Source organism: Faecalimonas hominis, assembly GCF_054660755.1.
In genome coordinates, this window is the sequence record NZ_BAAHSH010000016.1 from 1 (window position 1) to 12,141 (window position 12,141).

Annotated in this window: 10 protein-coding genes, 2 pseudogenes and 1 CRISPR repeat array; of the genes and pseudogenes, 9 read left to right on the top strand and 3 right to left on the bottom strand. The window is 41.2% G+C overall.

The window, feature by feature from the left end:
• On the bottom strand, nucleotides 1-164 hold a 164-nt coding region (locus tag ACYQ35_RS02230; protein ID WP_459829805.1), incomplete at its 3' end, for a transposase.
• A gap of 259 nt (nucleotides 165-423) precedes the next feature.
• On the opposite strand from ACYQ35_RS02230, the gene ACYQ35_RS02235 reads away from it, so the two are divergent.
• Both ACYQ35_RS02235 and ACYQ35_RS02240 read left to right on the top strand, forming a co-directional pair.
• Entirely contained in the window at nucleotides 424-1,650 is a 1,227-nt protein-coding gene (locus tag ACYQ35_RS02235) for an MFS transporter (protein WP_459829781.1), read from the top strand.
• 15 nt (nucleotides 1,651-1,665) lie between these two features.
• Nucleotides 1,666-3,126, top strand: a pseudogene (locus ACYQ35_RS02240) (Lsa family ABC-F type ribosomal protection protein).
• Nucleotides 3,127-3,214: 88 nt separating this feature from the next.
• Here the strand turns inward: ACYQ35_RS02240 and pepI are convergent.
• Nucleotides 3,215-4,105, bottom strand: a complete 891-nt coding sequence (gene pepI / locus ACYQ35_RS02245) for a proline iminopeptidase (protein ID WP_009462043.1) — start codon at nucleotides 4,103-4,105, stop codon at nucleotides 3,215-3,217.
• Between the two features lie 227 nt (nucleotides 4,106-4,332).
• Here pepI and ACYQ35_RS02250 point away from each other — a divergent pair, with 227 nt between their 5' ends.
• Nucleotides 4,333-5,244, top strand: coding sequence for a DUF2935 domain-containing protein (locus tag ACYQ35_RS02250; protein WP_009462042.1), 912 nt, complete (start codon nucleotides 4,333-4,335; stop codon nucleotides 5,242-5,244).
• Between the two features lie 3 nt (nucleotides 5,245-5,247).
• Nucleotides 5,248-8,913 (top strand): multicopper oxidase domain-containing protein, encoded by a 3,666-nt coding sequence (locus ACYQ35_RS02255; protein WP_459829788.1) that lies wholly within the window; start codon nucleotides 5,248-5,250, stop codon nucleotides 8,911-8,913.
• A gap of 55 nt (nucleotides 8,914-8,968) precedes the next feature.
• Here ACYQ35_RS02255 and ACYQ35_RS02260 read toward each other — a convergent pair.
• Nucleotides 8,969-9,376, bottom strand: a pseudogene (locus tag ACYQ35_RS02260) (LysR substrate-binding domain-containing protein); the annotation flags it as partial.
• Between the two features lie 177 nt (nucleotides 9,377-9,553).
• On the opposite strand from ACYQ35_RS02260, the gene ACYQ35_RS02265 reads away from it, so the two are divergent.
• From ACYQ35_RS02265 to ACYQ35_RS02285, 5 genes are all read left to right on the top strand, one after another.
• Nucleotides 9,554-9,976, top strand: a complete 423-nt coding sequence (locus ACYQ35_RS02265; protein WP_009462039.1) for an aldo/keto reductase — start codon at nucleotides 9,554-9,556, stop codon at nucleotides 9,974-9,976.
• 12 nt (nucleotides 9,977-9,988) lie between these two features.
• Nucleotides 9,989-10,348 carry a carboxymuconolactone decarboxylase family protein gene (locus tag ACYQ35_RS02270; protein WP_459829792.1) on the top strand — a complete coding sequence of 120 codons (360 nt, stop codon included), beginning with the start codon at nucleotides 9,989-9,991 and terminating at the stop codon, nucleotides 10,346-10,348.
• Between the two features lie 175 nt (nucleotides 10,349-10,523).
• Nucleotides 10,524-10,885: a CRISPR direct-repeat array (repeat unit 33 nt; unit sequence TGTCGCTCCCCTCGCGGGAGCGTGGATTGAAAT).
• A 317-nt stretch (nucleotides 10,886-11,202) separates the two neighbouring features.
• Nucleotides 11,203-11,439, top strand: a complete 237-nt coding sequence (locus ACYQ35_RS02275; protein ID WP_459829795.1) for a hypothetical protein — start codon at nucleotides 11,203-11,205, stop codon at nucleotides 11,437-11,439.
• Complete coding sequence (locus ACYQ35_RS02280; protein ID WP_459829798.1) at nucleotides 11,432-11,779, top strand: hypothetical protein; 348 nt, start codon at nucleotides 11,432-11,434, stop codon at nucleotides 11,777-11,779. Before ACYQ35_RS02275 ends, ACYQ35_RS02280 begins: the two co-directional genes overlap by 8 nt.
• A 110-nt stretch (nucleotides 11,780-11,889) precedes the next feature.
• Nucleotides 11,890-12,072 (top strand): hypothetical protein, encoded by a 183-nt coding sequence (locus ACYQ35_RS02285; RefSeq protein ID WP_459829801.1) that lies wholly within the window; start codon nucleotides 11,890-11,892, stop codon nucleotides 12,070-12,072.
• Nucleotides 12,073-12,141 lie beyond the last annotated feature (69 nt).

Below are 12,141 nucleotides of genomic sequence, written 5' to 3' on the forward strand. Positions count from 1 at the left end.
CGGCTTTCAATATCACCGGTTTCACGCAGTTCTTTCTGCCAGCGTGATAATGTTTGCTGACTGATTCCTAAATTTGTAGCACAGCCCTGCAGTCCTAAGTTTCTATGATCGTGATAGTACTGGACTGCATCCAGCTTAAATTGTTTGTCATAGTGCTTTGCCATAATGAGATCCTCCTTCAGTGCGGTACCTACATTGTACCATGATTTTTCTTATAAGGAATGAAAATGTAAGATTCACAACGTTGTTTCCGAGAGATATTAACAGATTAATTCCTTAGGACATATTGTACTTGTGTGCGAATTAGAGAAAAAGAAACGCCCAATTTGACAAGAAAAAATCTGAGGAATATAATAGAAAGCAATTATTTGTAAAAAAGGATATTTCTATTGAGAGAGAAGAGGAAAAAGGGGGGGAGAACAAATGAAATATATCAGACAGTACATGGGAATGCGAAAAGAACTTTACATTTTGTTCTGGGGCAGGGTTGTGACGAATATGGGAGCGCTTATTTGGCCGATGATGACATTAATATTGAAAAGTAAACTGGGCTATTCCGCATCACAGATTGCGGGTATTCTTCTGGTTTTGGGAATTGCTCAACTTCCTTGTACATTAATTGGCGGCAAATTGGCGGATCGGTTTAATAAGCGAAATCTGATTATCATATGTGACTTGGTAACGGTTGTGAGTTATTTTATATGCGCGTTTCTTCCGATGTCGGAGAAAGTGATACCGCTTTTGGCTCTGGCAGCCATTTTTGCACAGATGGAATGGCCAAGTTACGATGCGTTGGTAGCAGATTTATCTTCGGCAGAGGAAAGAGAGCGGGCATATAGTTTAAATTACTTAGGTGTAAATCTGGGATTAGTATTAGCACCGACTATAGGCGGATTTTTGTTCGCAAATCATCTTTCGCTTGCATTTTTAATTAGCAGTGTGGCAACATTTTCGTCTACCGTATTGATTTTCTTTTTTATCAGGGACATTACGCCGGTGAAATCTCAGGAAGTGTTCGGGCAATATGAAGAGGTGCGGGAAGGACACAGTATCTGGCGTGTTTTGCGGGAAAATAAATTGCTGATTTTGTTTATGCTGTGTGGAGGCATCTGGACGCTTGTTTACAGTCAGTTTAATTTCCTGATTCCTTTGAACTTAGAGCAATATTACGGGGAACAGGGAGCGGTCTGGTTTGGAACTCTTACAAGTGTGAATGCGTTTGTCGTGATAGTCGGGACACCGATACTTACAAGGGTGATGACCCGTATCAGGGACGTGGAGCGATTGCTGATCGGACAGATTTTGGTTGTGATCGGGCTGGCAGCCTATGCGGTTGTACAGAATGTTTTGGTTGTGTATTTTGTATCTATGATAGTTTTTACAATTGGAGAGATTTGCGAGACACTTGGACGTCAGCCTTATCTGACAAGGCGTATTCCTTCATCACACAGGGGAAGATTTTCTTCCTGCTATACTGTGTTTGCAGGAGCGTTTCAGTTGTACGGACAACAGATTGTGGGCAATATGGCAGATGTGATGCCAATGCAAAAGGTATGGCTCTTTGTTGTAATAATAGGAGCACTTAATTCAGCCGGATATTTTGTCCTTCGCCAAAGAGATAAGAAAGTATTTTCTTTACTTTATAAGTAAAGGGGGGAGTTCATTATGTCGATGATTAGAGTAGAAAATCTTACTTTTTCATATCCTTCAAGTTATGATACTATTTTTGATAATGTGAATTTTCAAATAGATACGGATTGGAAACTTGGATTTGTGGGAAGAAACGGCAGAGGCAAAACAACTTTGTTAAATCTTCTGCTTGGAAAATATGAATATAGTGGAAAAATTATCAGTTCCGTTCAATTTGATTATTTTCCGTATCCAATTTCTGATAAAAAGCAAATGACAGAAGATATATTGCGGGAAGTCTGTCCGCTTGCGGAAGAGTGGGAACTGATGAGGGAACTGTCATATCTTGATGTTAATGCAGATGTGTTATGGCGCCCTTTTGAGACGCTTTCCAATGGAGAACAGACAAAAGTTTTACTTGCCGCCCTTTTCCTAAATGAGGGACATTTCCTGCTTATCGACGAGCCGACAAATCACCTGGACGCAACTGCCCGTGAAAAGGTATCCGAGTATCTGAAAAAGAAGAAGGGATTTATTTTGGTATCCCATGACCGTCGTTTTTTAGACGGGTGTGTCGACCATATATTATCGTTGAACAGAGCAAATGTAGAAGTGCAAAGTGGAAATTTTTCTTCATGGATAGCAAATTTTGAGCGGCAGCAGGAATTTGAATTGGCACAAAATACACGACTGAGAAAAGATATAAGTCGCTTACAGAAATCTGCAAAACGCTCCGCAGTATGGTCTGACAGGGTGGAAGCGTCCAAAAGAGGTGCGGCGGACAAGGGATAAGTCGGGCATAAGGCGGCAAAAATGATGAAGCGTTCCAAAGCGATTGAGGAAAGAAAAAATCAGGCTATTGAACAGAAATCGGCATTGCTTAAAAATGCAGAAACAGTCGATACATTGAAGATACAGCCACTGGAATATCATACAAATATGTTGATGTCATTTTCTGATGTATCTGTTATTTACGATGGCCGACAGGTTTGTAAACCTGTGACATTTGAACTGCAATCCGGAGAGCGGGTTATTATCGATGGGAAAAATGGAAGCGGTAAGAGTAGTTTGCTTAAATTACTGTCAAATTATCCGATAGAACATACCGGTACGGTGACAATAGGATCCGGGCTTGTGATTTCCTATGTACCGCAGGATACTTCTCATCTAAAGGGAAGATTATCTGAATTTGCCGAAAAAAATAATCTTGATGAAAGTCTGTTTAAAGCGATACTTAGAAAAATGGATTTTGAGCGGGTGCAGTTTGAAAAAGATATAAAAGATTTTTCAGGGGGACAGAAGAAAAAGGTGTTGATTGCAAAGAGCCTTTGCGAGCGGGCGCATCTATATGTGTGGGACGAGCCGCTTAATTTTATTGATGTGTATTCACGTATGCAGATTGAGCAACTTATAGAAAGTTTTTCGCCGACAATGCTTTTGGTAGAACATGATATTGCTTTTAGAGATGCAATAGCGACAAAGATTGTCAACTTGTAAAAAACATGGATAACCCATTCGGAGTAAAAAAGAACAACCTCAGACAGGGCATAAGCCCTGTCGGGTTGTTCTTTTTTTAACATTCTTCTTAGTCGTATTGATTCATCCATTTAATCAATTCTACACAGTAATCGTCATGTCTGTCTACGAAACATGTATGTCTTGCGCGTTCCCAAAGAATCCATTTAGAGTTTGGAATTCCGTCTGCCATTGTTTTAGCAACAAGTGGTGAACAAAGATCTGAGATACCGCTGCAGATCAGTGAAGGAATCTCAATTTCACCAAGTCTGTCGATGTATTCAAAGTCTCTAAGACTTCCTGTAGGTGCGAACTCGTTTGGTCCCCAGCCTTCAACGTAAGATTCAGAACCTGATTTTTTAGGTCTCTTACAACATTCAGGAACATCATCACCAAGCCAGTAGTTGCAGTATCTGTCCATGTATTCAGCAACAGCAGCGTCATATGCTTCGCCTGTGAAATCGCCGGTTTCAAGTGCGTGGTTGATTGCATCTTGCATATCCTGCGGCATCATTTTGATACGACGAAGACCTTCTCTTTCCCAAAGAGAACTGCTTGGGTGTCCACTGGAGATAATGAAACTCTTAACGCCCTGTGGTTTGTAATCAAGTGCGTATGCAATCTGCATCATACCTCCCCAAGACTGTCCGATGATGTGACATTCATCTAATCCAAGATGTTTTCTCAATGCTTCAAGTTCATCTAACCAAACTTTCTGGTTCCAAAGTTCAGGGTGTCCGTCAAGATAAGAGTTACCACAACCGATCTGGTCATACATAACAATCATACGATCGTCATCATCTGCAACGTTATCTAATACCTCGTAGTAATTATGAGTAGAACCTGGTCCTCCGTGAAGACAGATTAAAGGTGCCTTTCCATTATTTTTTCTTTCGCCAACTATTCTGTAGTATGTTTGATAGCCAAGATATGGCATATATCCTTCTGTAATTTTTGCCATGATTTTTCTCCTTTCTGACAAGTTTTTGACTAGCCTATAGTATAATACATTTTCGTTAAAAATGCATCAATTTTGACGATTATTTTCATATTTAAAGAAAAAAATTTAAAATTCTACGGTTATCATGAACTTTTTGGGGTGTTTTGGCTATATGAATCCGTCAAAAAAACCTTCCCGATTCCGCTTCTCTGCATACACTAGTATAAAACAGTAAGGTATGTAGAAGAATGAAAGAATATGTAACAACATCATTGGACACACATTTGTTTTTTGGAAGAATTATGAAAGAACATTCACTGTTTCTTTTAGCCGCATTTCCGGCAAAGGAAATGGAATACAGAAATAAAGCAAACTGGTTTCGTGACCGGTTTGAAAAAGCACTGGAACGTACGGTGCAGCTTGCCAACGGAATGGTGAGTGAAGATGTTCTATGCTCGGGGGAAGTATTTACGGAATTTACGGAAATGGCGGAGCGGCAGACAAGAAAATTAACAAAAATTCCAATTAATGTACAAATTACGCAGGCGGAAAAAAGGCTGCGGTCAGGTCATGGAAATTGTCAGGACAAGAGAATGGAACAGTATATCCGTCATCTCAATCAGAATATCCTGCATTTGTTAAACGGATTGATTGCATTTAAAGAAAAAATTTTACAGGAAGTTCTCTCGTGTAACCTGTATACTGCAAATTATCCGCTGCTGATAGAGCATATTATCAGAGAGGCAAAATTGTATAGGCAGATTGTGACAACGTTAGAGGAAAAGGGTTGTATGCCGTCGAAAGATTTAAGAGAGACGGAGATGTTCTGGAATCAGATTATGATGGAACATGCACTCTTTATTCGCGGATTACTCGACCCGACGGAATGTGAATTAGTGGGAACTGCGGATACATTTGCGGGAGATTACTGTCGTTTGCTGGAAGAGGCGAGGGAACAGGATTGCAGAACTATGGATACGCTGACAAGAGAAACATTGGAAACGACGGAGAAGTATCGCGATTTCAAGGCAGCAGGGACGAAAGGAATTACATGTTGTGATATACGCTCCGTGATTCTTCCGTTATTGGCGGACCATGTACTCCGGGAGGCGAATCATTATTTGCGTATTTTACAAACAGAGGGAAAATGGAGGGGATAAACAATGGAATTGTGCCAATATCCCTGCCAATGCAGGATACGTTATTTCACAATAGAAGCGATACAGATTCCGATTGTATATAATCAATATGGAGATTATGATCCAGATGGACTTTTGTATGTATTGGAAGAGGATTCGCAGAGAATACAGGAGGAGGCTCTTCGCAGATTTAAGCAGATTCCTCCGCAGCCCTACGAGGAGGTACAGCCACTGGTGATTCGCGTAAACTGTGGTGATATTGTAAAAGTGCGTTTTCGCAATCATTTAAACCGCAGATTGTCGATTCATGTGCAGGGGGTGGCATATGATGTGATGACTTCAGATGGCACCGGCGCCGGATTTAACCGGGACAGTACAACTGATAATGAGATTGTATATACATGGTATGCCGATACAGAAGGCGTTTTTCTGTTTCATGATATGGCAGATGCCGGAAGCAGTGAGAAAGCGACAAATATTCATGGACTTTTCGGCGCAGTGATTGTCGAGCCGCCGGAGGCAAAATGGTTTAATCCGCAGACAGGGGAAGAAATAAAAAGCGGATTGATGGCAGATATTTACCAACCGGGAAAACCGGCCTTTCGAGAATATAGTGTATTTTTTCATGATGAACTGGAGATTTTGGATAAGAATGGGGATACTCCTATGGATCATAGGACGGGGCTTCCTTCTTCCACAACGGCAATCAGTTATCGTTCGGAACCTATGAGAAACCGAATGCCGCTGACTCATGATCCGGCTGATTCGGGTGAGGAAATCTCGATGAGTTCCTGGGTGTATGGAGATCCAGCGCCTCCGATTCTCCGGGCATATGTAGGAGATCCGGCGAAAATTCGTCTGATCCATGGAGGGATTAAAGAAACGCATGTGTTCCACCTTCACAACCATCAGTGGAGATTGGAAGCAGAAAATCCGGTTTCCACCATTATTGATTCCATTACAATAAGTCCACAGGAATGTTATACATTGGATATTTTATATGGAGCGGGAAGCAGAAACGGGGTAATTGGCGATGTGATTTTTCACTGTCATCTGTACCCGCATTTTCATGAAGGAATGTGGACATTGTGGAGAATTCATGATCGTCTGGAAGACGGAAGTGGAAAACTGCCAGATGGAACTTTGATACCTCCTCTTCAGCCGCTGAAAGACAGGGAGAGACCGCCTAAGAAAGATGCACTTCACCCGGGATATCCTAATTTTATCTGCGGGGAGGCGGGTATGCCGCCGCGTCAGCCGCCTTGTGGAGTACTGGATTCGGAGGGAAATGTTGTGGTATATCCGACACCTCTCGAAGAGGCAAATTTTGTGGAAAGAGCAGTTCCCGGAGCATTATACACGGACACCTGTCCCTGCCACACAGCAGGGGAATGTGACGATCCGTGTGAGAATGTGAAAGTATTTGAAATTGCACTTGTACAGGCGAAACTCACCTATAACCGCTATGGCTGGCATGAACCGGAAGGACGCTTTTTTGTTTTGAAAGAAGAATTGGAGCGTTATGGAGGACTGGACGCTTATATTCGTATGGTGGAGGAAGAGAAAATTCAGGTGGAGCCGTTGGTCATACGTGCGAATGCAGGGGATTGCATTGAACTGCGTACGACGAATTTATTGCCGGAATTCTTAGAGGAAAATGCATTTCAACTGAAGACGAAAACGGATATTGTAGGACATCATGTACATTTGGTGAAATTTGATACGATTACTTCTGACGGGGCGGCAAACGGCTGGAATAATATTGCGGGAGCAAGAAAATATGAGACATTAGTAGAGCGTTTTTTTGCAGATGAGGAATTGAGAACCGTGTTTTTCCATGACCATTTGTTTGCAAATGCACATCAGTTGCATGGAATGTTTGGTGCATTGATAATAGAGGAGGCGGGAGCAACTTTCCACAATATACGAGATGGAGAGGAACTTCGGTTTGGAACGCAGGCGGTCATTCAAAGAAGAGATGGAACGTCATTCCGTGAGTTCGCTCTTTTTGTTCACGATTTTACATTTTTGTTTGATAAAGAGGGAAAACCATTAAATCCTCCGGCAGTTCCGGGTTCTCATGATGATCCGGGAGTGATGGGAATTAATTACCGTGCTGAGCCGATGCGGGAGAGATTGAAAACAGGTGAGGATCCGGCTTATATTTTCAGTTCTTTTGTACACGGAGACCCGGCAACCCCTGTTTTGGAAACCTACCCGGGAGATGAACTGATGATTCGATTAATAGATGGGGCTCATGAAGAGCAGCATGCATTTAATATTACGGGAATGTCATGGCAAAAAGAAGTGGCAGATGACAAATCCCCATTAGCTGCTTCGCAGACAATCGGAGTTTCAGAGGCATTTAATTTAAACGTCAAAGAATCATATCAGTCAGGAGATTATCTATATTATTTTGGCGGAACCGATGATGTCTGGTTAGGTCTTTGGGGAATCATTCGAGCCTATGATAAGTATCAGAAATGTTTAAAACCGCTCTGTAAAGGAAAAGATATGATTCAGCCGCTTCCGCCATGTCCGGGGAAAGACGATGTGGTAAGACGATATGAAATAGCGGCTATTCAGACAGAGTTAATCTATAACCGATATGGAGATTATGACCCTGACGGACTGATTTTTGTTCCTCTGGAAGATGCAGACCGTGTGCTTTCAGGAAAATGTAAGCCAAAACCTCTAATATTACGTGCAAATGTTGGTGACTGGCTGGAAATCACTCTGCATAATATGTGGGAGCGTCCGGTACCTTATTTTGATTATCCGAAAGTGCCGCTTGATTTGAAGCATAAGCCGTCGAACAGGGTTTCACTGAATCCGCAGTTTCTGAAATATGACCCAATCAGCGATTCGGGAATTAACGTGGGATACAATCCAAAAGAGCAGACAGTCGGAATCGGTGAGAGTAAGCGGTATCTGTGGAAGGCAGAGAGGGAATATGGTTCCTGTATATTGCAGTCATTTGGAGACATGCGGAATCACAGATATCATGGACTGTTCGGAGCGGTCATTGTAGAACCGGCAGGAGCAGAATGGTATGAGAATTTTACGAAAAAGAAGAATCCATTTGCGGAACAGGCAGTGATAACCGCACCGGGAATAGAAAGTTTTCGGGAATACGTGTTGTTTATTCAGAATGGAATCCGGCTTTTAGATGCAGACGGCAACCTGATACAGACCGCAGCGGCAGGCAGTGATGAGCCGGTTGATGCGGAAGATACGGGAGAAAAAGGGTATAACTATCACTCAGAGAGGTTTGCGAATCGGCTTTTAAAAGATGCGAGAGTATGGAAAGTGTTCAGCAGCAAAATCCATGGAGACCCGGCAACTCCTATATGGAAGGCTTATTCCGGAGACAGGGTGATTTTTCGGACGATGATGCCGGCAGATAAACCTAGAAATGTATCACTGACCATTCACGGACATTTGTGGAGAGAACAGCCGAAAGATGCCCTGTCCAGGGAAATTCCGCTTCAGGGCGGAATCAGTATCGGAAATCGGTTTGATATGGAACTGAAAGGCGGTGCAGCGTGTCCGGGAGATTATTTATATCGTTCAGGAAGTTTTGGCTGGGACGTTGAATCGGGAATGTGGGGGATTTTCCGTGTGCTTAAACGTTCCATCAGGTGTAAGTGTAAAGAAATGTGCGGAAGAATTTTAAATTGTATGAAATAAGAAATAGAAAACCACTGTATCAGATATCGTTCGGATACAGTGGTTTTTTAGAGGGTTAAATAACAGTGATTTCCTTAACCACATCAATAAAATGAAGTACATCTTCAGGGGCGTTCAGGCTGTAAAGAATCCCATACGGAATACTGTATTCCCAGTTGACCGGCAGAGTGACTAAGCCCGGGTGAACGTCCTGCCAGCACTCAATTGTGAGCAAAACATTGCCGGTTTCTGCACAGCGGTTAAATACAGATAAGTCATAGAATTGAGGAGTGTCCTCAATGTGAATCTGAGAATGATTTTTTTCTAAATCATTTCGCATAAAATCGTTAATGCCGGAATCCCCCCGGCGGACCATCATCAATGTTTCTCCGTATAAATCTTCAATATTGATGCAGCTTTTCGATGCAAGACGGTGTTCTCTCGATACGGCAACCATTTTTTTATATTTGCCGAGAGGGAGAAAGGGGAAGACTATCAAACCATTTTGCACACATGAGGGAAGCGGAATGGGCAGCAGTCTCCATGATATCAAAAGGTTATGCCCCGATGCGAAAGTTGAAAAAGGGCTTGCAATATGCGGGGGCAGTGTGAGACAGGCAAAACAGGAAATTTCAGAATGGATTTAGGAGGAGTTAGGAAGATGAAAAAGGTATTAATCATTTCGGGAAGTCCGAGAAAAAACGGAAATTCAGATATTCTGTGCAATCAGTTTGCACAGGGAGCGAAGTCAGGCGGACATCAGGTTGAGAAAGTATTTCTTGGTGAAGGCCGCAAAGGGACATTTGACAATCCGGTTCTGATAAAAATCGGTGAAAAATATGGAAAAACACCGGCACAGGTTATGTTGCGCTGGAATATTCAGAGAGGCGTAATCGTCATTCCGAAGTCTACCCACAAAGAAAGAATGGAAGAAAACTTTGCAGTTTTTGATTTTGCGTTATCTGATGAAGATATGACTGTAATCGCTGAACTTGATAAAAAGGAAAGTTCATTCTTCTCTCATCAGGATCCGGATACAGTTGAGTGGTTTGCAAAACTGGTTGCAGAACGAAAAAATAAATAGGAGGACTGAAAGATGGTAAAACAGACAGCAGGAAGAGATGCTTTGAATGATTTTGCACCGAAATTTGCGGAATTAAATGATGATGTATTGTTTGGTGAAGTTTGGTCAAGAGAAGATAAATTGTCGTTGAAAATGCGTTCGATTGTGACGATAACGGCGCTGATAAGTAAAGGGATTGTGGATAACTCATTGGCCTATCATCTTTCCACTGCGCGAAAAAATGGTGTGACAAAGACGGAAAAGTTGACAGATATTATCGATGAAGAGGTTGATAGTTTGAGGTTTTATTATTTGGGAAATCAATATAAAACAAAAGTGGAACATGTTGGTGTAGATCGAGGGATTTCTGCTGATGGAATTCTTATTATGTAATAAAAGTGCGAATAGTAAGCATACATAAAAATGTGGAGAGGTTCGCACTAGAAAAAATGTATAAAATCAATCGGGAAGATGAAATTTAGAAGGAAATAATAAGAAAAAGAAGATAGTATTAATAAAGATTAGCAATATTTAAAGAAATATAAGGTCTAAAATTAGCAAAAATTGCTGTCGCTCCCCTCGCGGGAGCGTGGATTGAAATTGTCATGTCGGGCATAACCTTCTCAAAGGTTTTGTCGCTCCCCTCGCGGGAGCGTGGATTGAAATTGTACGAAATGTATAGGAGATACAGAAGTCAATGTCGCTCCCCTCGCGGGAGCGTGGATTGAAATAGGAATGCACTGGATAACTTCTTTGTCGTCGATGTCGCTCCCCTCGCGGGAGCGTGGATTGAAATGCTACAGAAAAAAGAGTGTACTGCTCATATTCATCGTCGCTCTCCTCGCGGGAGCGTGGATTGAAATGCCTTTCCAATTTTTTCCTCGCCAACCAAGGCGTTGTCGCTCCCCTCGTGGGAGCGAGGATTGAAATTCCCATAATACGTCATAATATCTAACCGTAAACGTTGCTCCCCTCGTGTAAGTAAGGACTGGAATTGTCTGTAGTCTGTATCCGTTTATTGCTGTAGGTGTCGTTCTCTTCGTGGTATGCGTTATTTAAACAGTGCGACATTACAAAGATACAAAAACTACTAATCACAGTAAAGTTAGATTTGGGCGGCAGCAGACGAAAGAACCTGCACTACCTGTGGAGGATACCATACGAAAATATATCCCCTTGAGAAAGCCCCTATTCTTCCACTACACGCGAACTGTAGGTGTACATACTTACCGGTTACAGATAAAGAAATGATTGCTGATGAATATAAGCAAAACTCTTCATTAGAGACAGACATTGGAAAAGGAATAACAGAGATTATTTCCGGCGTTTCAAAACAGAAAAAAACCTTTAAACAAAACTTGAAAAGTGTTAAGAATAAAGATGCTAAAATTTTATTAGAGCAGTCTCTTAAAAGAACCAAGATAAAGAGGACAGAAGGTAAAAAATCCCAATATTCTCTTTCAAAAAATTTTATACTTGACTGAAAATGCAAGTGCAGATACATTAGCACATGAGTTATTCCATGAAATAGATGGAACATATGACTTAATGGAGAAGGGTGCTTTAAACAAGGAGATAGAAAAGGATTATAGGCGATTAATAGGCATTTTTCAAAAACATAGGAAAACTATCGAGGATATGTTATACTTGGAATATCCTGAAGCATTTGAAAATGGAAGAAGAGGTATTAAACTAAAGAATGAGTATCGTGGAATATCTGATATTCTGAATGGAATGTCAAAAGGAGAAATCCGTTTGGGGTATAGGCATGAAGATTCCTACTGGAAAAGGGAAAAAGCATTGGAACGAGAAACATGGGCTTAATATGGAAGAATGTTATTTCAAAATGACAAGAAAGTCATGGAAATGGCAGAAACCCTCTTTCCTGAAACTACAAGAGAAGTATTCAGGATATTAAAGGAGATGATAAAATAATGTGGTACGGACACACGACACATGAATTAGAAAAATTGTATGACAAATATTATAATATGTTTAAAAGTGACCCTGATGAATACATAGAACTTGAATATGGGGAAGATGATTATGATGATTATGTAAGAGATATAAAAAAATCTTTAGAACTAAAAAAAGAATTACCTGAACTATATAATTAAATACCACTGGGAAATAGTAGCCAGTGGTATTTTTATACTCATTTTTACGAAAGACTAACTATTAAAAGT

Excerpts from the sequence above, each read along its gene's own strand:
- ACYQ35_RS02235 (WP_459829781.1), top strand. The coding sequence starts at position 424 with ATGAAATATATCAGACAGTACATGGGAATGCGAAAAGAACTTTACATT.
- ACYQ35_RS02265 (WP_009462039.1), top strand. The coding sequence starts at position 9,554 with ATGAAAAAGGTATTAATCATTTCGGGAAGTCCGAGAAAAAACGGAAAT.
- ACYQ35_RS02250 (WP_009462042.1), top strand. The coding sequence starts at position 4,333 with ATGAAAGAATATGTAACAACATCATTGGACACACATTTGTTTTTTGGA.
- ACYQ35_RS02255 (WP_459829788.1), top strand. The coding sequence starts at position 5,248 with ATGGAATTGTGCCAATATCCCTGCCAATGCAGGATACGTTATTTCACA.
- pepI (WP_009462043.1), bottom strand. The coding sequence starts at position 4,105 with ATGGCAAAAATTACAGAAGGATATATGCCATATCTTGGCTATCAAACA.
- ACYQ35_RS02270 (WP_459829792.1), top strand. The coding sequence starts at position 9,989 with ATGGTAAAACAGACAGCAGGAAGAGATGCTTTGAATGATTTTGCACCG.
- ACYQ35_RS02275 (WP_459829795.1), top strand. The coding sequence starts at position 11,203 with ATGATTGCTGATGAATATAAGCAAAACTCTTCATTAGAGACAGACATT.
- ACYQ35_RS02285 (WP_459829801.1), top strand. The coding sequence starts at position 11,890 with ATGTGGTACGGACACACGACACATGAATTAGAAAAATTGTATGACAAA.